We start from the raw sequence: 21,085 nt of genomic DNA on the forward strand, positions 1-21,085 counted from the left end.
GGGCTAAAGAATGGCGCCGAGGAAAGTCATCATCACCTGCGCGGTCACTGGCTCGGTGCACACCCCGTCCATGTCGCCCTATCTGCCGGTGACGCCGGACCAGATCGCGACCGACGCCATCGCGGCGGCCGAGGCTGGCGCCTCAATCCTGCATCTCCACGCCCGCGATCCCAAAGACGGCCGGCCGACCGCCGATCCTGAGGTGTTCATGCAGTTCCTGCCGCGCATCAAGCAAGCGACCGATGCGGTGATCAACATCACCACCGGCGGTTCGTCGCTGATGACGCTCGACCAGCGGCTGGCGGCACCACTGCGGGCCGAGCCGGAAATGTGCTCGCTCAACATGGGCTCGATGAATTTCGCGCTGTTCCCGATGCTCGACAAGCCAAGGGAGTGGCAGCACGAGTGGGAACCAAAGCTGCTCGAAGCCACGCGCGACACCATCTTCAAGAACACCTTTGCCGATATGGAAGGCGTGCTCGAAAAGCTCGGCAAGGGCTGCGGCACGCGCTTTGAGTTCGAATGCTACGATGTCGGCCATCTCTATTCGCTGGCGCATTTTCGCGACCGTGGGCTGGTCTCGGGGCCGCTGTTCATCCAGTTCGTGCTCGGCATTCTCGGCGGCATCGGCGCCGATCCCGACAATCTCATCCATATGAAGCGCATCGCCGACAAGCTGTTCGGCGACAGCTACCAGTTCTCGGTGCTCGCCGCCGGCCGCCATCAGATGCCCCTGATCTCGATCGCGGCGGCGATGGGCGGCAATGTCCGCGTCGGGCTGGAGGACAGTCTCTACGATGGACGGCAATTGGCGAAATCCAATGCCGATCAGGTGCGCAGGATACGCGCCATTCTCGACGGGTTGTCGCTGGAAGTCGCAACGCCGACCGAGGCGCGCGAGATGCTGGCGCTGAAGGGTGGCGATAGGGTGGCGTTTTGAGATGATTGAGATGGCGGCGCTCAGTCGCACCCCTCTCTGTCCTGCCGTACATCTCCCCCTCAAGGGGGGAGATCAGCAGTTTCTGCGCTGCCGTCCATCCTGCAACGTTGGAAGTTTGCGAAGGCCGTGGCGACGTCCAATCTCCCCCCTTAAGGGGGAGATGTCCGGCAGGACAGAGGGGGGTGCCTGGGCGCCTTGCCTATCGTGAGTACAGTCACCCTCCGCCCCGGCACCATCGACGACGTCGACACCATCCATGCCGCGCTGCTCAAGCTCGGCACCCATATCGGCGCGCATCAGGAGATCACGTCCACTGCCGACGATCTCCGCCGCTACGGCTTTGGCGACAAACCCGCCTTCTCCACCCTGATCGCCCAGATCGGCGGCGATTTTGCGGGGCTCTGCCTGCATTTCCCGATCTTCTCGACATGGATGGGGCGGCCCGGCGTCTATATCCAGGACCTCTATGTCGAGGACCGGTTTCGCGGCCGCAAGATCGGCGAAAGACTGCTGCGCCGGGTCGCGCGCGACTGCCGCCGGGATGGCGGCGCCTATCTCAGGCTGTCCGTCGATACCGATAATGACGGCGCCAAGGCTTTTTATGAGCGGCTGGGTATCGCCTGGTCGAGCTACGAGCAGACGCAGAAGATCGTCGGTGATGCCTTTTTCGCCTTTGCCGATGCAGCGCAGAATGGGGACGCGGAATGAAAGCCTTCTTTGCCGAGGAGCAGAAACGCCACGACCCGAAGGCCTTTCTGTCCAGCGGTGCGCCGCAGCCCAATCCCGAACGGCCGGAGCGGGTAGAGCGATTGTTAGCCGGCGCAAAATCCGCCGGATTGACGATCGAGCGGCCCAGGGAACATGGCCTAGGCCCGGTGGCGGCCGTGCATACGCCGGAGTATCTCGCCTTCCTCGAACACATTTTTGCGCGCTGGCAGCGCATCGAGGGCGCATCCGCGGAAGTCATCCCCAACATCCATCCACTGGCCCGCACAGGGTCCTATCCGGCCTCGGCGGTCGGCCAGGCCGGCTACCACATGGCCGACACCGCTTGCCCGATCTCGGCCGAAACCTGGCACAGCGCGCTGTGGAGCGCCTGGAGTGCAGTCGAGGCAGCCGAAGCGGTGATATCGGGCGCGCCTGCCGCTTATGCGCTCTGCCGGCCGCCCGGCCATCATGCCTTTGCCGATGTCGCCGGCGGCTTCTGCTTCATCAACAATTCAGCGGTCGCGGCCCAGGTGTTGCGCAAGCAGGCAGCGCGGGTGGTGATCCTCGATGTCGACCTGCATCACGGCAACGGCACGCAAGGCATCTTTTATACGCGTTCCGACGTCCTGACGGTGTCGCTGCACGCCGATCCGGTGCGCTTCTATCCGTTCTTCTGGGGCCATGCCGATGAGCGCGGCGAAGGTCCGGGCCTCGGCTATAATTTCAACCTGCCATTGCCGCGCAAATCAGCCGACGCGGCGTTTCTGGACGCCCTCGAAGTGGCGTTCCAGCGTATCCGCGCCTTTTCGCCGGACGCGCTGGTCGTGGCGCTCGGTCTCGATGCGTTCGAGGGCGATCCGTTCGGCGGGCTTTCGGTGACCACGCCCGGTTTCTCGCGGATCGGCGAGGCAATTGCCAAGCTTGGCCTGCCGACGGTTATCGTCCAGGAAGGCGGCTATCTCTGCGACGCGCTCGGCGACAATCTCACGGCGTTCCTCACCGGTTTCGGCGGCAAACAGCGATAGCTGACTAGCGCTGCTGCCTCAGCATGGCGATCACCCGGTGCACGCTTTCCAACGTCTCGTCGATCTCTGCCGCCGTGTTGTAGTGCGCAATACCGATGCGCACGACTCCCTGCTCGGCCGGAATGCCGAGATGGTGGACGATCTCCCAGGCGTAGTTGTGACCCGACCATAGAAAAATGTTCTCGGCATTCATCTGCCGCACGATCGTCTCTGGCACGATGCCGTCGACGGTGAAGGACACGGTCGGCACGCGCTCAATGACACGCTTCTGATCTGTGATGCCGCGGATGGTCAGGCCCTCAATGGCGGACAGCCCATCGATCAGCCTCAGCACCAGCGGGTTTTCGTAGGCGATCGACACTTCGTATGCCTTTGCGATCTTTTGCCTTCGCGAACCGCCCTCGCCGGCCGCAGCACCGAGTTCGGCGAAGTAATCGACCGCTGCGGTAAGTCCGGCCATCAGTTCGATCTGCGGCGTACCGAGTTCGAAGCGCTCCGGCAGGCCATTGGACGAGCAGCGGCATTTGTAGGGTTTCAGCGCATCGATGATGTCGCGGCGTCCCCACAATATGCCCATATGCGGGCCGAAGAATTTGTAGGCCGAGCAGATCAGGAAGTCGCAGCCGAGATCCTGCACGTCGACCAGCCCATGCGGCGCGAACTGCACGGCGTCGACATAGACCACCGCGCCGGCCTGTTTGGCGATGGCCGTCAGCGCTTTCACCCGATTGATCGAGCCGGTGAGGTTCGAGGCATAGTTCAGCGCAACGAGTTTTGTCCTGTCGGTAAGCAGAGCGCTGAGCGCCGCCTCCTCGACCTGCCAGCTGTTCTCGTCGAAAGGCAGGAAGCGCACCAAGAGGCCAAGATCTTCGGCCAGTTGCAGCCAGGGCGAGACATTGCCCTCATGATCCATGCGGGTGACGATGATCTCGTCGCCCGGCTTGAAGCCGCGGCCGAGCGTGCGCGACATGTGATAGGTCAGCGTCGTCATATTGGCGCCGATGATGATTTCCTCAGCGCTCGCTGCACCCAGGAAATCGACCATCGCCGCATGGGCGCCGTCGACCACCTGTTGCGCGGCCAGCGTGGTTTCGAAATAACCGCCGAGATTGGCGTTGATGGTGAGGAGGCAGCGCGCCACCGCGTCGGCAACCGCTTGCGGCACCTGCGTGCCGGCCGGATTGTCGAGATAGATGCGCCGGCGGCCCTTGTCGGTCAGGTCCAGCGCCGGAAATTTTCCCCTGACGGCCTCGATCGGAAAATCCATGGCTGTCCCCTTCCCCTTGTCTTTGCTCGGCAATTCCGGCCAAACGGTCTGCTTATGGGCACGGATTGCCGACGCGCTGGTGGATCGCATCCACGCCCTTCTGCATCTCGTCGGTCCAGGTCACATCGGCTGACGACAGCGCCATCTCAAGCTGGGCAATGGTCGTCGCGCCGATGATGCTGGACGTGACGAAAGGCCGGCTGGCGACATAGGCGTTGGCAAACAGCGCCGGCTCGAGGCCGAAGGAGCGCGCCAGCTCATTGTATTCGAGCTGTGCCTCCGCCGCATTCGGCGTCTCGTAGCGCTGGCCGCGGTTGAAGAGCTGCGAGCGCGAACCCTGCGGCCGTGCGCCATGGTCGTATTTGCCGGTGAGATAGCCCTGCGCCAGCGGCGAATATGCGAGAAAGCCGACATCCTCGCGTTCGCAGGCCTCGGCGAGGTTCACCTCGAACGTGCGGTTGACCAGATTGTAGGCGTTCTGCAGCGAAACGACGCGCGGGCCGACGCCCTTGTCGGCCTCGGCAATGAAGCGCATGACGCCCCAGGAGCTTTCGTTCGACAGGCCGAGATGGCGGATCTTTCCTGCCTTCACCAGTTCATCGAAGACAGCCAGCGTCTCGGCGATCGGCGTCTCGCCGGGCGGCGCGCCAACGGCATCGGCACGGCGCGGCACAGCACCCACGCGGGTCGGGTTGGCGCCCCAGGGGATGTCGCGCTCCGGCCAATGGATCTGATAGAGATCGAGATAGTCGGTGCCGAGCTTGGCCAGCGATTTGTCGATGGCGTCAAAGATGTCGGCGCGCACCAGCTTCGACGGGCGGCCGCCACGAAACCAGCTGTTGGCGGTGCGGCCGACCACTTTCGAGGCCAGGATGACCTTGTCGCGGTTGCCCTTGGCCTTCATCCAGCTGCCGATGAACTTCTCCGTCCGCCCCTGCGTTTCCTCTTTGGGCGGGATCGGGTAGAGCTCGGCGGTGTCGATGAAATTCACGCCGCGCTCAAAAGCCAGATCCATCTGCGCGTGGCCATCGGCTTCGGTGTTCTGCTCGCCCCAGGTCATCGACCCCAGGCAGATCTGGGTCACAAGAAGATCGGTCCGACCGAGACGGCGTTTATGCATCGAATTTTCTCCGGCGGGAATTGCGCGGCTACGCGGGAAGGAAGCCGGATCTATAGGGAAAGCGGCGCCGCTCTCCAACCCTTAGCGGACCGACTTTTGCGTGAACCCTGGAAGTCAGCGCCGGACGCCAGCCAAAGCGCGCCGCTTGGCCTCGTCGATCAGCATGTTGGCCACCTGCATGCGGATCATTGCGCGCTGGCGCAGATGCGGCGCGACGCGGTCGGGGTGGTTGGCGAAGGCAAAGCTGCGGCGCATGCGGCCAAGGTCAGCGCTCTTGACGGGATGATCGAGGCCGAGCTCGATGGCGATCGCGTCAGGATCGATCGGCGGCAGCTTCTCCTCGGGCATTGTCTCTTCGCCGGCCAGCGCCAGCTTGGCATGATCGAGAAGGGCCGCAAATTCTACGGCGAGATCGGCTCCCGCCTCGCGATATTCGGCGGCGAACGTTTCGCCCGAGACCTTGATGCGGCCGGAATGAAGCTCGTCGGCCACCGAGAGATAGTCGAACGGGATCGATGGCCGGGCGCTCGTCTCTTCCGCCGCCTCATCCTTGTCGGAGGCAACGAACAGATCGTCGAGCAAGGAAGCGAAATCCCGCTTGGCGCCGATGTCAGCCTCCCCCTCGTTTAAGCGTGCGAACAGAGCCGGTCGCAGCATAGAACCGGCTCGTTAAAAATGAATGCCGCTGATTTTAACCAGTTTAGGCGTTTGCGAGGTTTGGGCGGGCCCGGTTGGCGATGCGCAAGACCCAACAAAAAGCCGGACTGCATCTGCATGCAGTCCGGAAATTCGCCAGGAGTGGCGAGGAAAAGCCGGCCATGTGCCAGCGTCTATGCATACGGTAGGGACGCGCCACAAGTTTCAGCGCATGGGCCAATTGTGCCGAAAAAAATTCGCCTGGCATGGCTGCCATGCAAATGCTGCACTGCACAATCTTCACAAATTTCCTATATTCGGCGCCGTGGAGGATCAACAAGGGGCCGAATCATGGGGTTCTTCACTGAAATGTTTGCCCGTCCGCGTCCGCAGGAGCATCAGCGTTATCGTTCCGCCCTGGCGCTGCTGCACTCGATGAGCAATGCCGACCGCGCCGACATCGGCGTCAAGCCGGCCGATTTCCCGCGCATCGCGCGCGAAATGTCACTGCGTTGAGTAAGCCTTGGCGCTGAACCAGCGTCATACGAGGTTTCCCGGCAGCGGCCGGGAAACCTCGCAACGCGCAATTCGTCAACGATTACCGAGATAGGCGCCCTTGGTCAGCGGCACGCCATTGTGGCGCAGGATGTCGTAGGCGGTGGTCACGTGGAAATAGAAGTTGGGCATGGCGACATGCAGCAGATACTGCATGCCGGGCATCGAAGCCTCGCGCTGGCCAAACTTCAATTCGACCACCCTTTCATCCGAACCATCGAATTCGGCGGCCGAGAATGACGCCAGCAGATCGAGCGTCTTGGTCAGGCGCGCCTGAAGCTCGGCGAAGGTCGCTTCATTGTCTTCGTATTTCGGCACCTCGCGACGGGCCAGCCGTGATGGCGCGCCCTTGGCGTGGTCGGTGGCGACCTGCACCTGCCTGACCAGCGCGTACATGTCGGGCGCCAACCTCGCGGTCAAAAACACCTGCGGGTCGATCTTGCGCTCGGTTGCATTCTGTTCGGCCGCCGACAGCACGCCGGACAGCGCCTTCAGCCTGGCCGAAAACACCGGCACCGAGGCTTCATACATCGATAGTGTCACGTTCAAATCTCCATTGCGGCTGAAGCGCCGACGGCGGGACGTAGCGCCTTCCCGGAGGATTTTTCAAGCGTCACCACGTCGCCGCAATCGATGTGATAGAATCCTGTCGTGGTGGAGATCCCCGATGAGACTTGTCTTTCTGGCAGCGACCGCTTCTTTCTCCCTTGCTGTATCCAGCCAAGCTTTGTTGGCCGATGATGACCCGGCGACCGACGACCAGGCACCTTATGTCGACGACAGGTCGGATGCCGCAGCGGTGGTCCGTTCGCTCTACAGTGCCATCAACCGGCACGAATTCGCCCGCGCCTGGGCTTACTACGGCGATACTAAGCCGGCAAAGGATTTCGACACTTTCGTCAAGGGCTATGACGGCACCGACAAGGTCGACGTGGAAACCGGCGCCATTTCCGATGAAGGTGCCGCCGGCAGCATCTATTACAGCGTCCCGGTGGCCATCCGCGCCACCGACAAGGACGGCAAGGAAGCAGTCTTCGCCGGCTGCTACACGCTGCGCCAGGTCAGCGCTCAGATCCAGGCCCCGCCGTTCCGACCGATCTTTATCGACAAGGGCGCGCTGAAGCCATCCAAGGCCGATTTCGAGGGGGCGCTGCCGCCAAGCTGTGGTGACGGGCCGCCGCCGCCGAAGAAGGACACCGCACTCGAGCAGGTGAAGAAACTGTTCGCCGCCGATTATGGCGATCAGTGTGACAAGCAATTTCTCGGCGAGGAGCCGAACATCTTTTCGATCAAATACAAGGCAAAGGACGCGGCTGCCAGCGATCCCGACAAGGAAACGCGGCTTTTCGAGTTCTACTGCCAAGCGGCAGCCTATAACGCAAGTTCGGTCTACTACATGACCGACGAAGTATCGGGCGTGCGGCAGTTGCAGTTCACCGAGCCCGAAATGGATATCCGTTACGAGAACAATGACAGCGACGGCAAACTGCTGGGCATGGATATCATTGGCTTCCGCACAACCGGCTGGGCGGCCAATTCCGAATATGACGAAGAAGCCAAGACGCTGACCACGTTCAACAAATGGCGCGGCATCGGCGACGCCTCGGACAAGGGGATATACCTGTTCCGTAACGGCGATTTCTCCCTCGTCCAATATGATGTGGACGCGTCTTACGATGGCGAGGAGAACCCGCAGACGGTGGTCGACTACAACACCGCGCCGTAGGGGTCTTAGCAGGAACCGCCGCGCTCAAGCAGTCCTTCACATTCGCCTTCTCGTTTCAGGCCGCGAACGCATCGGCCGGAAGAAGGCGCGAATGTCCTCGACCAGAAGACTCGGTTCCTCCAGCGCAGCGAAATGGCCGCCTCGCGGCATCGATGTCCATCGCTGAACGTCAAAGACCCGCGCCACCCAGGATCGAGGCGGCATCGGCAACTCGCGAGGGAAAAGCGCTACCCCAAATGGCGGCGAAACGCGTTCCAGCGTCTCGAACGCAAGAGGGAACAGTCGATTCTCCTTGTAGAGCCGCAAGGACGAGGTGAGCGCGTTGCTGAACCAATAGAGAGAAACATCCGTAAGGAGCGTGTCCATGCCGAAGGTGCGCTCCACGTCACCGTCGCAATCGCTCCAGCTACGGAACTTCTCGACCATCCAGGCTGCGAGACCGATCGGCGAGTCTGTCAGCGCATAAGCAAGCGTCTGAGGCTTCGTGCCCTGCAGATGGGCATAGGCGCCCTCCGTTGCCGTCCAGGCCGCGGCCTTGTCCAGAAAGGCCTGCTCCTCAACGGTGACTGGTGGCAGACCTGCACCCAAGGGTGGCCGATAGCTCCCGGGAATGTAATTGACGTGGACGCCAAGCACGCTTTCGGAATGGAGCCGTGCCATCCAGGCGGAAACGCCCGCGCCGATGTCGCCTCCTTGGGAAGCGAAGCGGTCGTAGCCGAGCCCGCGCATCAACTGTACCCATAACTTCGCGATGCGGCCGGAATGGAAGCCTGGTTCCGTCGGCGCCTGGGAAAAGCCGTATCCGGGCAAGGAGGGAACTACCACGTGGAAAGCGTCGGCCGGGTCACCACCATGGGCAGATGGGTCTGCCAGCAACGGAATGACGTGTTCCATTTCGATGAACGAGCCGGGCCAGCCATGCGTTATGATCAGCGGCAGCGGCGCCGGTCCGTTGCCTGGCTGGTGGACAAAGTGGACATCTAGGTTGTTCAGCCTCGTCAGATATTGCGGCAGCCGGTTCAGCCGCGCCTCTTGCACTCTCCAGTCGAAGCAGTCTCGCCAGTAATCCGCAAGGCGCTTGATGAACGGCAGCTCGGCCCCATCGCTCCAGCCCGCTTCGCTTAGCGGAATTGGCCATCTTGTTGCGCTAAGCCGGCGCTGGAGATCTTCAAGTTGTTCGTTCGGAATTTGGATCTTGAAGGGGTGGGCGTCCATCGCTGTGCTTCCGATCTGTTGGATCATATCAGCCTACACCTAAGAGGATATCGGTCGAACCATGATTGCCAAAACCAAGGGGCACCTCTGGGCGATATGCCTCAGGGCGCCTTCGACAGCATCCAGTTCAGCGTTTGGCGCCAGTCGACCATGCGGATCGGCGTGCCATGGGTGCCGGTCTCGAACCGGACGAACCGGGTCGGATAGGCTTTCGAGTTCGCAATGATGGAGCGGAAGAAGGCCTCCTGCTTCTCCACGGGAAAGACCGGGTCCTTGCTGCCCTGGCCGAAGAACACCGGCACATGGCGCCTGTAGGCCGGGCTCGACAGGAAACTGTCATCCCATAGCGAGCCGAGCAGCAGCAGCCCGTTGATGCGCCGTCCCGTATCGTTGCGGCCGGCCAGCTTCCAGCACAGCGCACCACCCATCGAGCCACAGGCGACGAAGATTTTCGCGTCCGGCGAGGCCTCGGCATAGTGGCCGATCAGCGCCGCGACCTGGGCCGCGCCCTTGTCGCCGAAATCGGTGAAATCGGGTGAGAGATAGAGGCCGCCATTGCCGGCCATCAGGTTCTTGATTCGGTTGAAGTTGCCGCCGAAGGTGAAGTCGTCGACGCCCTGCTTGCGGCTGCCGCCCTGCCCGTGCAGGTAAAGCACGATGATACCGGCGCCTTCGGTCTTGCCTACGGCGACATGCCTGACATCGCCGGCATCGGTTTTCAGCATCAAATCCCGCTGCACCTTGCGCACGCCGGTGTCGGTATACTTAGCCTGCACGCGCTTTTCCGGCACTTCGTCGCGGTCGTTGATGTCGCGCATCTCGCGATAGTCGATGACGGTGTAGGCGCCTTTGTCCGTGGACGAGAGCGTCGCCGGATAGGCGAAGAGGTCATCCTTGTAGGGTTTTAGTTCGAGGGCGTCGGCGTGAGAGGCGGAGAACAGGAAAAAGAGCGAAATCAGAAGGGCATGGAGCGCGGCTACCCCCCTCTGGCCTGCCGGCCATCTCCCCCTCAAGGGGGGAGATTGGATATCACGCCGCCTTCCGCCAATCTTCAAAGCTGCAGGATAGACGCCGCCATCGAGGCTGCTGATCTCCCCCCTTGAGGGGGAGATGGCCGGCAGGCCAGAGGGGGGTGCGGCGGTACGATTAGCCATACTGCATGGCATGCGTTTTTCGGCTTCGCTTTGTCAATCCTGCAGCACGCCGCCGGCGTCTTCGAGCGCCTCGCGGGTGTCGACGTCGACCGACGCGCCGTCGCCGATCTCGACGTCGATGACATCCAGTCCCTCGGCCTCGACCAGATGGCGGGCGCCGGTGTCGCCCTCGAGGTGAGCGATGCCTCCAAACAGCGCGCGTGGCAGCAGCACCGGATTGCCGCGGCGGCCGTCATGGGCGGCACGCACCACTGAGCGGCCGCCGTCCCTACGGAAGGCCTCGATCAACCGGTCGAGATCGGCCGATGAGATACCCGGCATGTCGCCGAGGACGATCATGGCGCCGGCCGCCTCGGCTCCAACGCGGGCAATGCCGGCTTTTAGAGACGAGGACAGGCCGTCGGCAAAATCCGGATTGTCGGCGAAGATCACGTCGAGGCCCGAGAGCGCGGCGTGCACCCGCTCGCGCTGATGGCCGGTGACGACAACGGTGGCAGAAGCCTTGGAATCGAGCGCCCGTTCAGCGGTGCGGCGCACCAGCGGCTTGCCGTCGAACAGCGCCAAAAGCTTGTTCGGCCCGCCCATGCGGCTGGAGCGACCGGCGGCCAGAAGCACGATCTCGACCTTCAGCCCGGCTCTCGCCGGCAGCGGCTCGCGCGGCTGCGGCCTGGTCGGGATTTCCATCAAGAGGCCGCCAACGCCCATGCCGGCGATGTCCTTGGCGGTGACGTCGAGACCGGCGATCAGCCTGTCGAGCACCCAATCGAAACCGTTCTCCTTGGGGCTGCGGGCGCAACCGGGCGCGCCGATGACGCGCTTGCCGTCCAGCGTGCCCAGCACCAGCAGATTGCCGGGATCGACCGGCATGCCCGCGCGGATCACCGTGCCGCCCGCGCGTTCAATCGCCGCCGGAACGACATCGTTGAAATCGCTCATCGCCGAGGCGCCGAAGATCACCACCATGTCGTTGTCGCGCGCCAGCGCGGCCGCTGCCTCGGCGAGGGGCGCAATTTCATGCGGCGTGCGGCGCTCTGTGGTCAGCCGGCCGCCGGAGCGTGCCAGCCGCGCCTCGGTGACGCGCAGCGTCTTGTCGAGCACGCTGGCCTTGATGCCGGGCAGCACCGTCTGGATGACGCCGATGCGCACCGGCCGATAAGCGTTGACGGCGAAGATCTCGCCACCGGTACAGATTTTCACCACCTTGTCGACCAAAGCCGAGGCGACGGCGAACGGGATGATCTTGACCGTCGCCACCATCTGGCCTTGCTCGACCGGCGCGTGCTGCGCCAGCGTGGCAATGGTGATGGTCGGGTCGACCGTGTTGATAGCGTCGATCATGGCGGCATCGACGGTGAAGACACCGGCTGCCTTGGCATGGAGATTGACCCGGCCGGTCGCGGCGGGTTTTGCCTCGATGTTGCGATGGATCATGCTAGCGGCGATCTTTTCAGCCGCCGCATCTTCGCTCAGATCATCAGCGGTAAGCACCGCCGCGACAATTTCGGTAATGCCGGCTGCTTTCAGCGCCGCCACGTCCTGTGCGCTCAGCGTGTGCGCCTTGCGGAAACGTCGCTCACCCGCCGTGGTGGCATGCGCGAGCACCGCGCCTTCGGCCTGGTCGATTGGAACCGGACCGAATCTCACGCCGCAGCGCCTTTCGATTCCAGCCCGCGCGAGCGAAAGGCGTGGATCGTCTGCGCCAGGATGGCGACGGCGATCTCGGCCGGGCTCGCCGCGCCAATGTCGATACCGATCGGTGCGTGGATGCGGGCGATCTGGTCGGCGCTGGCGCCGAGCGCCAGCAGGCGCTCGACGCGCCTGGCGTGTGTTTTGCGGCTGCCGAGTGCGCCGACATAGAAACAGTTGGCGTCGAGCGCGGCCTTCAGTGCGAAATCGTCGATCTTCGGATCATGGGTGACGGCGGCGAGCGCCGTATAGCTGTCGAGCGGCTGGCGTTTCAGCACATCCTCCGGCCATTCGGCATCCAGGGCTATATCGGGAAAACGGTCCGGGGTGGCGAAGGCGGTGCGCGGATCGACGATCTCCAGGGGATAGCCGGCGATCCTGGCCATCGGCGCCAGCGCCTGACTGATATGGACGGCGCCGACTACCACCAGGCGCGGCTGCGGCAAATGCGCGTTGAGGAAGAAGGTGCGCCCTTCAGCCTCGACCGAACCCGAATTGCCGGTGCGGAAAGCCTTGGCGATCGCTTGCCCGAGATCGCCGGCAACCTGGTCGCCTTCTCGCACGATGCGGTCGCGGCCGTCGCCGAGATCGGTCACCAGGATCGCCGCACGGCGGGCACGGCGTTCGGCATTGAGGGCTTTGAGAGCGTAGGGATCCATGCCTAACCGAGCCGCTCCACATAGACCTTGATGCGGCCGCCGCAGGACAGGCCGACCTGCCAGGCGGTTTCGTCGGCAACGCCGAACTCCAGCATCTTCGCTTTCCCCGAGTCGATGACGTCCATCGCCTCGCTCACCACGGTACCCTCAACGCAGCCGCCCGAGACCGAGCCGTGAAAATTGCCTTCGGCGTCGATGACCAGATGACTGCCGGCCGGCCTCGGCGCCGAACCCCAGGTCTCGACCACAGTGGCGATGGCGACATCCTTGCCGTCCTTCATCCAGCCTTCCGCGATGATCAAGGGGTCGCGGGCCTCATCGAGATAGATGCTGTTGTCCATGATCGCTTGCCTCAAAGTCTGTTTTTCTCTGGGAGCCTGTTTTTCGGAATCCAATATGGCTATGCGGCGCGCCTGACACCAGCGTCCAGCCAGCGACGCGGATCGACCGAAGCGGCCGATTTCTTGTCCAGCGAGGCGCAGAGGTCGGCCAGCGCATCGAGATTGTGCACCGAGCGGAACTCGTCGACATGAGGCAGCATCGCTCTGACGCCGCGGGCCCGCGCCTCGAAGCCGCCAAAGCGCAGAAGCGGGTTGAGCCAGATCAGCCGCCGGCAGGATTTGTGCAGGCGATCCATTTCTTGCGACAGGCCGGAAACATCGTCGCGCTCCAAACCGTCGGTGATTAAAAGCACCACCGCGCCCTGCCCGAGCACGCGGCGTGACCAGTGCTTGTTGAACTCCGCCAGCGTATCGCCGATGCGGGTGCCGCCCGACCAGTCCTTGACCGCCGCCGAGCAGTCGGCAAGGGCGGCATCGGGGTCGCGATGGCGCATCTGCCGCGTGAGATTGGTCAGCCGCGTGCCGAAGACGAAGGTGTGCACGCGCCGCCGTTTTTCGGTCAGCGCATGCAGAAAGTGCAGGAAGATGCGCGTGTACTGGCTCATCGAACCGGAGATATCGGCGAGAACCACCAGCGGCGGATGCACTTCGCGGGCTGAGCGGAATTTCGGCAGGATCAGTTCGCCGCCGGTGCGCGCGGCCGAGCGCATCATGGCGCGTGGATCGATACGGCGGCCATGCAGGTCTGCCTTGAAGCGTCGGGTACGGACCATGTCGAACGGCAGCCGCAGCCGGGCAATCGCCTTCTTGGCGTCTGCCATCTCGTCGGCATTCATCTGGGCAAAGTCCTTGCCGCGCAGCACTTCATTCCCGGAGAAGGTTAGCCGGGCGTCGACTTCGATCTCCGGGATTTCCCTGACCGGCCGATTCTTCTCGTGGCCTTCGAACATGGCCTGGCTGACACGGTTTTCTGCCGCGCGCGGCTTTTGCTTCTCCCTGGTGTCAGGAGCCACCGGCGAGAACATCGCCAGAAGTTTCTCGATCAGCTCGCGCGATTTCCAGAACAGCCGGAAGGCTTCGTCGAAAACAGGGTGATCTTCGTGCCGCGACACAAGCACGGCATGCAGCGTCCAGTAGAAATCGTCGCGCGAACCGATGCCGGCGGCCAGCACCGCCTCGATCGCATCCTTGACCGAAGCCGGCCCGACGCGCATGCCCGCTTTGCGCAAGGTACGGGCGAAATAGACGATGTTGTCGGCGATGCGCCCGTCTTCCGTCGCCTCTCTGGGTTCGGGCGCCTTCACTTGCCCTACTCCGCCGCCGCCAGCTCGGCCTTGACCTCGTCGAGGATACGCCGGCCCTCGCCCGCGCCGATGCGGGCAATGTCGTCCTGGTATTTCAGCAAAACGCCGATCGTGTCGGAGACGGTTTCGGGATCGAGCGCCACCTTGTCGAGTTCGGTCAGCGCGCCGGCCCAGTCGATGGTCTCGGCAACGCCCGGCGCCTTGAATAGTTCGACTTGGCGCAGCTTCTGGATGAACGACACCACTTCGGCCGAAAGCCGGCTGTTGGCCTGCGGCACCTTGCGCCGCACGATCTCCAGCTCGCGCTCGGCATTGGGATAGTCGACCCAGTGATAGAGGCAGCGCCGCTTCAGCGCGTCGTGGATTTCGCGCGTGCGGTTGGTGGTGATGATGACGATCGGCGGTTCCTCCGCCTTGATCGTGCCGAGCTCGGGCACCGTCACCTGGAAATCGGACAGGATTTCGAGCAGGAATGCTTCGAAAGCCTCGTCGGTGCGGTCGAGCTCATCGATCAGGAACACCGGGGCCGCACCCGCCTTGCCGGTCAGCGCATCGAGCACCGGCCGGCGGATCAGGTATTTTTCGGAAAAGACATTGCGCTCCATGTCGGAGCGGTCGACCGAGCCTGCCGCCTCCTCCATGCGGATCTCTATCATCTGCGCGGCGTAATTCCACTCATAGACAGCGGACGAGACGTCGAGCCCTTCATAGCATTGCAGGCGGATCAGCCGGCGGCCGAGTGCCTGCGCCAGCACCTTGGCGATCTCGGTCTTGCCGACGCCGGCCTCGCCCTCGAGGAAGAGCGGCCGCTGCATGCGCAGCGACAGGAACAGCACGGTGGCCAGCGAGCGGTCCGCGACATAGTCCGCGCCGGTCAGGAGATCGAGCGTTTCGTCGATCGTCCGCGGCGCGGGGCGCGGTTTCAGCTCGGTCATTCTTTCTCCGTTGCCGCCTCTGCCCCGCTTTGCAGCACGTGGTAGTCGCGGGCGTGGTAGATCAGCGGCCGCAAATTATCGCCCATGCGCAGGCCTGTCACCTTGCCAAAAAGCACACGATGGGTGGCCAGATCCTTGGTGTCGATCAATTCGCAGTCGAACACGGCGAGAGCGCCCTTCAGGGTAGGCGCGCCCGTCGATATGACGTCCCACTCGCCGAGCCCGAAACGCTCATCGGCCGACAGGCCGGTCAGGCCTGAAAACGCCACCGATAGCGGCTGCTGGTGCGAAGCCAGGGTGTTCAGCGCAAACCGGCCGTTTTGCACGAACAGCTCGTTCTTGGCATTCTCGCGGTTGAGACAGACGAGAACCGTCGGCGGCGTGTCCGACACCGAACAGGCCGCAATCACCGTCGTGCCGCGTTTGCCGGCGGGCCCGTCGGTGGCCACCACATGGACGTGGCCGGCAAAATGCGCCATCGCGTCGCGATAGGCCTGAGGCCCTATGTCGTTCAACTTCAACACCGATGATTTTCCATAAGCGGGAATCCAAGCGTTATATATGGCGGCACACAATAGGCCACAAGCGAAGTGGTTGACGCCAATCCGCAAATTCCCGTGTTGCGCCTGGGGCGGGCAGCCTTTAGGTCTTGGCGGAAGAGACGCTGGAAGCATGCGACCGGCACGGAGGAATTCGTCGTCAGAATGCAACCCCCAACAGCTGTAATAGCGGCACTGCTCTGGCTGCTGCCGGCAAGCGCCGGCGCGCAGACTTTGCTTGTCGGCGTCGCCGCACCCCTGTCCGGTCCGTCGGCGATACTTGGCAAGCAGATCGAGGCGGGTGCTGCCCTGGCAGCAGAAGCCAACGGCGCCGAGATCAGGACGGTCGACGATGCCTGCACCGCCGATGGCGGGGCTGCCGCCGCCAGGGAATTCGCCGCTGCGAAGGCCGATATCGTCGTCGGCTTCCTCTGCACCGAGGCGATCCAGGCGGCGCTGCCGATCCTGAAGGACGCCAACATACCGGTCATCACCGTTGGCGTGCGCACCGAAAGCCTGACCGACCGCCGCGCCAAAACCGGCTGGCCGGTCTACCGGCTGGGCCCGCGCGGCGATGACGAGCGCAATGCGGTGGCCGCCATCCTGACCCGGCTGTGGCAGAGCGAATTGTTCGCCATCGTCGATGACGGCACCATCTATGGCCGCGAAATCGCCGAGACGCTGCGCGCAGCGGCCGAACAGGCGGCGCTGAAGCCGGTCTTCACAGACACCTTCCGGCCCCAGCTCGACAACCAGATCGGGCTGATCGGCCGGCTGAAGAAGGCGGGCGCTACGCATGTCTTTGCCGGTGGCGACGGCGACGACATCGCCATTATGGGCCGCGACGCCGGCCAGCTCGAGGCCGGCATCGTCTTTGCCGGCGGCGAGAATTTGCGCACGCCACCCGGCGATGTGCCTTACGCCGTCGGCACGCTGATGATCGCGCCGCCGGAATGGGCCGATGTCGCCGATCCCAAGGTGCTGGCGGCGTTTACGGCCAAAAACATCGCGCCGGATGGCTATGCCCTGCCGGCCTATGCGGCGGTGGAGATTGCCAAGGCGGCCTCCGCCGCGCCCGAGACCTCGGGCAAGGGGCTGGCCGACGCGCTAACGGGGCATGATTTCACCACCGCGATCGGTCCGCTGCGTTTCGACGACAAAGGCGATCTGAGCCAAAACCTCTATCGCGCCTTCCGCTTCGACGGGACGCGTTTCGTGCCGGCGGAGACGAATTGATGTTTCGCACCGGGCCGCGCAATCTGATCACCGATGTCGCCGGCTTGCGCGTCGGCAACGCGTCGGATGCCAGGCTGAAATCGGGCGTCACCACCGTATTGTGCGACGAACCGGCTGTCGGTGGCGTGCAGATCCTCGGCGGCGCGCCGGGCACGCGCGAGACCGATTTGCTCGAACCGCACAATTCCATCGAGGCGGTTCATGCCGTCGTGCTTTCGGGCGGTTCGGCCTTCGGCCTCGACGCCGCGTCGGGCGTGCAGGCGGCGTTGCGTGAAAAAGGCATTGGCGTCGATGTCGGCGGCTTTCGGGTGCCGATCGTGCCGGCGGCGATCCTGTTCGACCTGCGCAATGGCGGCGACAAGGGTTGGGGCCGTTATCCTCCCTACCGCGACCTCGGCTACGAAGCCGCCCAGGCGGCAACAGTCGACTTTGCGCTCGGCACAATCGGCGCCGGCACCGGGGCGCTGAGTTCCGGGCTGAAGGGCGGCCTTGGCTCTGCCTCGACTGTGCTCGACAGCGGCGTCACCATCGGCGCACTGGCCGCCGCCAACCCGACCGGCTCGGTAACGATCGCGCGGACCCGCTATTTCTGGGCAGCACCCTTCGAGATCGGCGATGAATTCGGAGGCCTCGGCTATCCCTCGCCGATGCCGGACGACGCCAGGCGGATCCTATTGAAATACCGCGACAAGCGTGTCGGTGGACAAGCCGAGGCCGGTGGCAACACCACCATCGCCGTCATCGCCACCGATGCCGTGCTGACCAAGGCGGCAGCCAAGCGGCTGGCCATTTCAGCGCATGACGGCTTCGTGCGCGCCATCTGGCCGGTGCACACGCCGGCCGACGGCGATCTGGTGTTCGCGCTGGCGACGGGCAAGAGCGGCATAGAACTCAGCGCCGACGATGCCGTCGATTTCTTTGCCGCCGCCGGCGCCACCATGGCGCGCGCCATCAGCCGCGGCATCCATGCCGCGACGCCGGCCGATGGCGATCTGTTTCCGGTGTGGTCGTCGCGCTGACTTTCAGTCAGGTCGGGTCGGACTCCTCTTCCTCGAAGCTGACCGCGACATCCGAATTCGCCGACAGCCAGACTTTCTGGCCCTCGACCTCGGCAAGCAGGCTCAAGGGAATGTAGTGGTGATGCCCCTGATGGGCGCCCTCGCCGCTGTCGGCCTTGGTCAACTTGATCCGCTCGCCATCGACCCTGTCGACGGTGCCGATGTGAACGCCGTCGGCGCCGACCACTTCCATATGCTCGCGAATCTTGCTGGCCTCAGTCATGGGGTGTTCTCCTTTTGAAAACGATCGACGATAACAAACAGAGGCGAAATTGGATGCATCGCCTTTTGAATAGCACGATGTTTTGACTGTCTCGTGATAGGGAACGATCGAACCAAGGCAGGCGGAGCGGAACCCCGATGCGAAATCTCGTCCTGATTGGCGTTTGCCTGCTGGTCCATCTGGCATCCGCCATGGCCGCCCGAGCGGGCGATGTCGCCGAGCTTGAAATCCTCGGCTTCAGCAAGGATGGCAGCGTCTTCGCCTTCGAGGAATATGGTGTGGCAGACGGTTCGGGCTTTCCCTATGCCAATCGCTACTACATCAACACCGCCGACGACACGTTCCTGAAGGGCACGCCAATCCGGGTCCGGCTAGAGGATGAGACCGCCTCGCTCGAGACGGCCCGTCAGCAAGCCAGGCAAAAAAGCGAAGCAATCATTGCCCAGGCCGAGCTTACCGCCAACCGCGGCATCACCGCCGGCTTCAACCCGGTGACCGAATTGTCGGCCGACCCGTTCCGCATGGTGGTCAACCCACGGCCGATCTTTTCGCCGGTCGACCCGCCGCTGGAATTCCGGCTGGACGAGATCGGCATGAATGACACCGAAAGCTGCCAGAGCCAGGGCGAGGTCAACGGTTTTCGCCTGCTGCGGATCGAGGCCAGTGATGGCGGCCGGACCCATCTGCTGCATGAGGATAAATCGATCCCGAAAAGCCGTGGCTGCCCGAACGGCTACAGGATCGGCGCGGTGCAGACGTTCTCGATGGACAGCATCAGCGCCTATGCGGTGCTGATCGCGGTGCGCCAATACGGCTTCGAAGGACCGGATTTTCGCTGGATCGCCGTGACCGGACGCCTGTGACATCGCTCGATCAATCCAGTTGGCGCAAGCGCGCCGGAAATCGCGTCAGCCGCGCCATACCATCGACGGGCGCGGCGCTTGTCGGCGCCTTGCTGTGGGCGATGGCCATGGGCGCCAGCGCGCTGACCGGCCTTTGGCTCGACAATTGGGAGACCCCGGAAAAGATCCGCTTCGTCGCCCTGCTGTTTGCGACCGGCGCGGCATTGGCCTTTCCCGTCGGGTTGTTCGCGGCGCGGCTGGTCTCGCTCGACCGGCACTGGGAGGTGGCTTTCGCCGCCGCCTTCGTCTGCCTGCTTGCCACGACGCTCGCCTTCACCGGCGGGTTGTTTGCGCTGCAATACCGCTCCTATTATGCCGAATGGCACGCGGAGGCCTTCACCGCCCGGTGGGCGTTCGAACTGGTCTTCACCTCGCTGACGGCGCTCTACCAGTTCGTGGTGCTGGGTATCAGGCTCTATTTTCCGCTCGGATTCATCGCGCTTGCCGCCGCCAGCGCGTGGTTTGCACGCCAGCAGCGTTGAGCATTCGGTCCGCCTCTGATAGGAGGCGCACTTAACCACCGACACATCAGGACTGACGGATGATCCCTCGCTATTCCCGGCCGGAAATGGTCGCCATCTGGTCGCCGGAAACCCGCTTCCGCATCTGGTTCGAAATCGAGGCCCATGCCTGCGATGCGCTGGCTGAGCTCGGCGTCATCCCCAAGGAAGCCGCCAAGACCATCTGGGAAAAAGGCGGCGCCGCCCAATTCGACGTCGGCAAGATCGACGAGATCGAGGCCGTCACCAAGCACGACGTCATCGCATTTCTGACCCATCTCGCTGAATTCGTCGGACCGGATGCGCGTTTCATCCACCAGGGTATGACCTCGTCGGATGTTCTCGACACCTGCCTTGCGGTGCAGCTCAGCCGCGCCAGCGATATCCTGCTGGCCGACCTCGACGGCCTGCTCGCCGCGCTGAAGCGCCGTGCCTTCGAGCACAAGGACACCGTCACCATCGGCCGCAGCCACGGCATCCATGCCGAGCCGACCACGTTCGGCGTCAAGCTGGCGCAGGCCTATGCCGAGTTCTCACGCTGCCGCGAGCGGCTGGTGCACGCACGGGAGGATATTGCCACCTGCGCTATCTCCGGCGCGATCGGCACCTTCGCCAACATCGATCCCTATGTCGAAGAACATGTGGCGAAAAAGCTTGGGCTGAAGCCGGAGCCGGTGTCGACGCAGGTCATCCCTCGCGACCGCCATGCCATGTTCTTTGCCACGCTCGGCGTCATCGCCTCGTCGGTCGAGCGGCTGGCGACCGAGATCCGCCATCTGCAGCGCACCGAGGTGCTGGAAGCGGAAGAGTATTTTTCGCCGGGCCAGAAGGGCTCGTCGGCAATGCCGCACAAGCGCAACCCGGTGCTGACCGAAAACCTCACCGGCCTTGCGCGCATGGTGCGCTCCATGGCCTTGCCGGCGATGGAGAATGTCGCGCTCTGGCACGAGCGCGACATTTCGCATTCCTCGGTCGAGCGCATGATCGGCCCGGACGCCACGATAACACTCGATTTCGCGCTGTCGCGGTTGACCGGCGTCATCGACAAATTGCTGGTCTATCCCGACAACATGCTGAAGAACATGAACAAGTTCCGTGGCCTTGTGCATTCGCAGCGCGTGCTTTTGGCGCTGACGCAAGCCGGCGTCAGCCGCGAGGACGCCTACCGCCTGGTGCAGCGCAACGCCATGAAGGTATGGGAACATGGCGCTGATTTCCTTGAGGAATTGTTGGCCGACAAGGAAGTCATCGCAGCGCTGCCCGAAGCCGAGATCCGCGAGAAATTCGACCTGGGCTATCACACCAAGCATGTCGACACGATCTTCAAGCGGGTTTTCGGATAGGATCTTCCATGCG

The 21,085-nt window shown here is 63.5% G+C and carries 23 protein-coding genes; 10 read left to right on the forward strand and 13 right to left on the reverse strand.

Going from position 1 to position 21,085, the window contains the following annotated elements:
- Positions 1-10: 10 nt before the first annotated feature.
- From kce to NKJ77_RS14590, 3 genes are all read left to right on the forward strand, one after another.
- Positions 11-940, forward strand: coding sequence for a 3,5-dioxohexanoate:acetyl-CoA acetone transferase (gene kce / locus NKJ77_RS14580; RefSeq protein WP_023711469.1), 930 nt, complete (start codon positions 11-13; stop codon positions 938-940).
- A 204-nt stretch (positions 941-1,144) separates the two neighbouring features.
- Positions 1,145-1,648, forward strand: a complete 504-nt coding sequence (locus NKJ77_RS14585) for a GNAT family N-acetyltransferase (protein ID WP_027049504.1) — start codon at positions 1,145-1,147, stop codon at positions 1,646-1,648.
- Positions 1,645-2,673: a histone deacetylase family protein gene (locus NKJ77_RS14590; protein ID WP_352535380.1), complete on the forward strand. Its 1,029-nt coding sequence runs from the start codon at positions 1,645-1,647 to the stop codon at positions 2,671-2,673. Before NKJ77_RS14585 ends, NKJ77_RS14590 begins: the two co-directional genes overlap by 4 nt.
- A 4-nt stretch (positions 2,674-2,677) precedes the next feature.
- On the opposite strand, the gene NKJ77_RS14595 is transcribed toward NKJ77_RS14590, so the two are convergent.
- The 3 genes from NKJ77_RS14595 to NKJ77_RS14605 all read right to left on the reverse strand — a co-directional run bounded on the left by NKJ77_RS14595 (position 2,678) and on the right by NKJ77_RS14605 (position 5,717).
- Positions 2,678-3,940, reverse strand: coding sequence for a cysteine desulfurase-like protein (locus tag NKJ77_RS14595; RefSeq protein ID WP_352535381.1), 1,263 nt, complete (start codon positions 3,938-3,940; stop codon positions 2,678-2,680).
- A gap of 52 nt (positions 3,941-3,992) precedes the next feature.
- Positions 3,993-5,060, reverse strand: coding sequence for an aldo/keto reductase (locus NKJ77_RS14600; RefSeq protein WP_023825101.1), 1,068 nt, complete (start codon positions 5,058-5,060; stop codon positions 3,993-3,995).
- A gap of 114 nt (positions 5,061-5,174) precedes the next feature.
- Positions 5,175-5,717: a hypothetical protein gene (locus NKJ77_RS14605; protein ID WP_023816553.1), complete on the reverse strand. Its 543-nt coding sequence runs from the start codon at positions 5,715-5,717 to the stop codon at positions 5,175-5,177.
- A 330-nt stretch (positions 5,718-6,047) separates the two neighbouring features.
- Between NKJ77_RS14605 and NKJ77_RS14610 the strand changes: the two genes are divergently transcribed.
- Positions 6,048-6,212 carry a hypothetical protein gene (locus tag NKJ77_RS14610; protein WP_023690170.1) on the forward strand — a complete coding sequence of 55 codons (165 nt, stop codon included), beginning with the start codon at positions 6,048-6,050 and terminating at the stop codon, positions 6,210-6,212.
- Positions 6,213-6,287: 75 nt separating this feature from the next.
- Here the strand turns inward: NKJ77_RS14610 and NKJ77_RS14615 are convergent, their stop codons facing one another.
- Positions 6,288-6,794: a DUF1993 domain-containing protein gene (locus NKJ77_RS14615; RefSeq protein ID WP_023669071.1), complete on the reverse strand. Its 507-nt coding sequence runs from the start codon at positions 6,792-6,794 to the stop codon at positions 6,288-6,290.
- Between the two features lie 124 nt (positions 6,795-6,918).
- Here NKJ77_RS14615 and NKJ77_RS14620 point away from each other — a divergent pair, with 124 nt between their 5' ends.
- Positions 6,919-7,977 (forward strand): DUF1176 domain-containing protein, encoded by a 1,059-nt coding sequence (locus tag NKJ77_RS14620; RefSeq protein WP_023831291.1) that lies wholly within the window; start codon positions 6,919-6,921, stop codon positions 7,975-7,977.
- A gap of 36 nt (positions 7,978-8,013) precedes the next feature.
- Here the strand turns inward: NKJ77_RS14620 and NKJ77_RS14625 are convergent, their stop codons facing one another.
- From NKJ77_RS14625 to NKJ77_RS14660, 8 genes are all read right to left on the reverse strand, one after another.
- Positions 8,014-9,219, reverse strand: coding sequence for an epoxide hydrolase family protein (locus tag NKJ77_RS14625; protein WP_245266119.1), 1,206 nt, complete (start codon positions 9,217-9,219; stop codon positions 8,014-8,016).
- A 74-nt stretch (positions 9,220-9,293) separates the two neighbouring features.
- Positions 9,294-10,205, reverse strand: a complete 912-nt coding sequence (locus NKJ77_RS14630) for an alpha/beta hydrolase family protein (RefSeq protein WP_023831293.1) — start codon at positions 10,203-10,205, stop codon at positions 9,294-9,296.
- Between the two features lie 174 nt (positions 10,206-10,379).
- On the reverse strand, positions 10,380-11,990 hold the full coding sequence (locus NKJ77_RS14635) for an NTP transferase domain-containing protein (protein ID WP_023831294.1): 1,611 nt from the start codon (positions 11,988-11,990) through the stop codon (positions 10,380-10,382).
- Positions 11,987-12,691 carry an XdhC family protein gene (locus NKJ77_RS14640; RefSeq protein WP_023831295.1) on the reverse strand — a complete coding sequence of 235 codons (705 nt, stop codon included), beginning with the start codon at positions 12,689-12,691 and terminating at the stop codon, positions 11,987-11,989. Before NKJ77_RS14640 ends, NKJ77_RS14635 begins: the two co-directional genes overlap by 4 nt.
- A 2-nt stretch (positions 12,692-12,693) precedes the next feature.
- Positions 12,694-13,032 carry an XdhC family protein gene (locus tag NKJ77_RS14645; protein ID WP_023669077.1) on the reverse strand — a complete coding sequence of 113 codons (339 nt, stop codon included), beginning with the start codon at positions 13,030-13,032 and terminating at the stop codon, positions 12,694-12,696.
- 59 nt (positions 13,033-13,091) lie between these two features.
- Complete coding sequence (locus NKJ77_RS14650; RefSeq protein ID WP_023669078.1) at positions 13,092-14,336, reverse strand: vWA domain-containing protein; 1,245 nt, start codon at positions 14,334-14,336, stop codon at positions 13,092-13,094.
- A 5-nt stretch (positions 14,337-14,341) separates the two neighbouring features.
- A complete protein-coding gene (locus NKJ77_RS14655) occupies positions 14,342-15,271 on the reverse strand; it encodes an AAA family ATPase (RefSeq protein ID WP_023711480.1) in 930 nt (309 codons plus the stop codon).
- Positions 15,268-15,795 (reverse strand): flavin reductase, encoded by a 528-nt coding sequence (locus NKJ77_RS14660; RefSeq protein WP_023831296.1) that lies wholly within the window; start codon positions 15,793-15,795, stop codon positions 15,268-15,270. Before NKJ77_RS14660 ends, NKJ77_RS14655 begins: the two co-directional genes overlap by 4 nt.
- 180 nt (positions 15,796-15,975) lie before the next feature.
- Between NKJ77_RS14660 and NKJ77_RS14665 the strand changes: the two genes are divergently transcribed.
- Together NKJ77_RS14665 and NKJ77_RS14670 are read left to right on the forward strand one after the other, a co-directional pair.
- The gene (locus NKJ77_RS14665) at positions 15,976-17,046 is read left to right on the forward strand and encodes a branched-chain amino acid ABC transporter substrate-binding protein (RefSeq protein ID WP_023831297.1); all 1,071 of its coding nucleotides are present in this window, start codon (positions 15,976-15,978) and stop codon (positions 17,044-17,046) included.
- Complete coding sequence (locus tag NKJ77_RS14670; protein ID WP_023831298.1) at positions 17,046-18,065, forward strand: P1 family peptidase; 1,020 nt, start codon at positions 17,046-17,048, stop codon at positions 18,063-18,065. Before NKJ77_RS14665 ends, NKJ77_RS14670 begins: the two co-directional genes overlap by 1 nt.
- 7 nt (positions 18,066-18,072) lie before the next feature.
- On the opposite strand, the gene NKJ77_RS14675 is transcribed toward NKJ77_RS14670, so the two are convergent.
- Positions 18,073-18,327: a DUF2171 domain-containing protein gene (locus tag NKJ77_RS14675; RefSeq protein WP_023669083.1), complete on the reverse strand. Its 255-nt coding sequence runs from the start codon at positions 18,325-18,327 to the stop codon at positions 18,073-18,075.
- A 137-nt stretch (positions 18,328-18,464) separates the two neighbouring features.
- Between NKJ77_RS14675 and NKJ77_RS14680 the strand changes: the two genes are divergently transcribed.
- From NKJ77_RS14680 to purB, 3 genes are read left to right on the forward strand one after another with little or no spacing between them, the layout of a single operon-like run.
- Positions 18,465-19,190: a DUF2259 domain-containing protein gene (locus NKJ77_RS14680; protein WP_023831299.1), complete on the forward strand. Its 726-nt coding sequence runs from the start codon at positions 18,465-18,467 to the stop codon at positions 19,188-19,190.
- 56 nt (positions 19,191-19,246) lie between these two features.
- Positions 19,247-19,711, forward strand: a complete 465-nt coding sequence (locus NKJ77_RS14685; RefSeq protein ID WP_023831300.1) for a hypothetical protein — start codon at positions 19,247-19,249, stop codon at positions 19,709-19,711.
- 59 nt (positions 19,712-19,770) lie between these two features.
- Complete coding sequence (gene purB / locus NKJ77_RS14690) at positions 19,771-21,072, forward strand: adenylosuccinate lyase (protein WP_023831301.1); 1,302 nt, start codon at positions 19,771-19,773, stop codon at positions 21,070-21,072.
- The last annotated feature ends 13 nt before the right edge of the window (positions 21,073-21,085 follow it).

Origin of the sequence: Mesorhizobium sp. M0052, from assembly GCF_040323255.1 — a bacterium.
Classification (GTDB): Bacteria; Pseudomonadota; Alphaproteobacteria; order Rhizobiales; family Rhizobiaceae; genus Mesorhizobium.

What these genes read in the sequence shown, in the direction of transcription:
- kce (WP_023711469.1), top strand. Translation starts at nt 11, where the DNA reads ATGGCGCCGAGGAAAGTCATCATCACCTGCGCGGTCACTGGCTCGGTG.
- NKJ77_RS14590 (WP_352535380.1), top strand. Translation starts at nt 1,645, where the DNA reads ATGAAAGCCTTCTTTGCCGAGGAGCAGAAACGCCACGACCCGAAGGCC.
- NKJ77_RS14595 (WP_352535381.1), bottom strand. Translation starts at nt 3,940, where the DNA reads ATGGATTTTCCGATCGAGGCCGTCAGGGGAAAATTTCCGGCGCTGGAC.
- NKJ77_RS14600 (WP_023825101.1), bottom strand. Translation starts at nt 5,060, where the DNA reads ATGCATAAACGCCGTCTCGGTCGGACCGATCTTCTTGTGACCCAGATC.
- NKJ77_RS14605 (WP_023816553.1), bottom strand. Translation starts at nt 5,717, where the DNA reads ATGCTGCGACCGGCTCTGTTCGCACGCTTAAACGAGGGGGAGGCTGAC.
- NKJ77_RS14610 (WP_023690170.1), top strand. Translation starts at nt 6,048, where the DNA reads ATGGGGTTCTTCACTGAAATGTTTGCCCGTCCGCGTCCGCAGGAGCAT.
- NKJ77_RS14620 (WP_023831291.1), top strand. Translation starts at nt 6,919, where the DNA reads ATGAGACTTGTCTTTCTGGCAGCGACCGCTTCTTTCTCCCTTGCTGTA.
- NKJ77_RS14625 (WP_245266119.1), bottom strand. Translation starts at nt 9,219, where the DNA reads ATGATCCAACAGATCGGAAGCACAGCGATGGACGCCCACCCCTTCAAG.
- NKJ77_RS14640 (WP_023831295.1), bottom strand. Translation starts at nt 12,691, where the DNA reads ATGGATCCCTACGCTCTCAAAGCCCTCAATGCCGAACGCCGTGCCCGC.
- NKJ77_RS14645 (WP_023669077.1), bottom strand. Translation starts at nt 13,032, where the DNA reads ATGGACAACAGCATCTATCTCGATGAGGCCCGCGACCCCTTGATCATC.
- NKJ77_RS14655 (WP_023711480.1), bottom strand. Translation starts at nt 15,271, where the DNA reads ATGACCGAGCTGAAACCGCGCCCCGCGCCGCGGACGATCGACGAAACG.
- NKJ77_RS14665 (WP_023831297.1), top strand. Translation starts at nt 15,976, where the DNA reads ATGCAACCCCCAACAGCTGTAATAGCGGCACTGCTCTGGCTGCTGCCG.
- NKJ77_RS14670 (WP_023831298.1), top strand. Translation starts at nt 17,046, where the DNA reads ATGTTTCGCACCGGGCCGCGCAATCTGATCACCGATGTCGCCGGCTTG.
- NKJ77_RS14675 (WP_023669083.1), bottom strand. Translation starts at nt 18,327, where the DNA reads ATGACTGAGGCCAGCAAGATTCGCGAGCATATGGAAGTGGTCGGCGCC.
- NKJ77_RS14680 (WP_023831299.1), top strand. Translation starts at nt 18,465, where the DNA reads ATGCGAAATCTCGTCCTGATTGGCGTTTGCCTGCTGGTCCATCTGGCA.
- purB (WP_023831301.1), top strand. Translation starts at nt 19,771, where the DNA reads ATGATCCCTCGCTATTCCCGGCCGGAAATGGTCGCCATCTGGTCGCCG.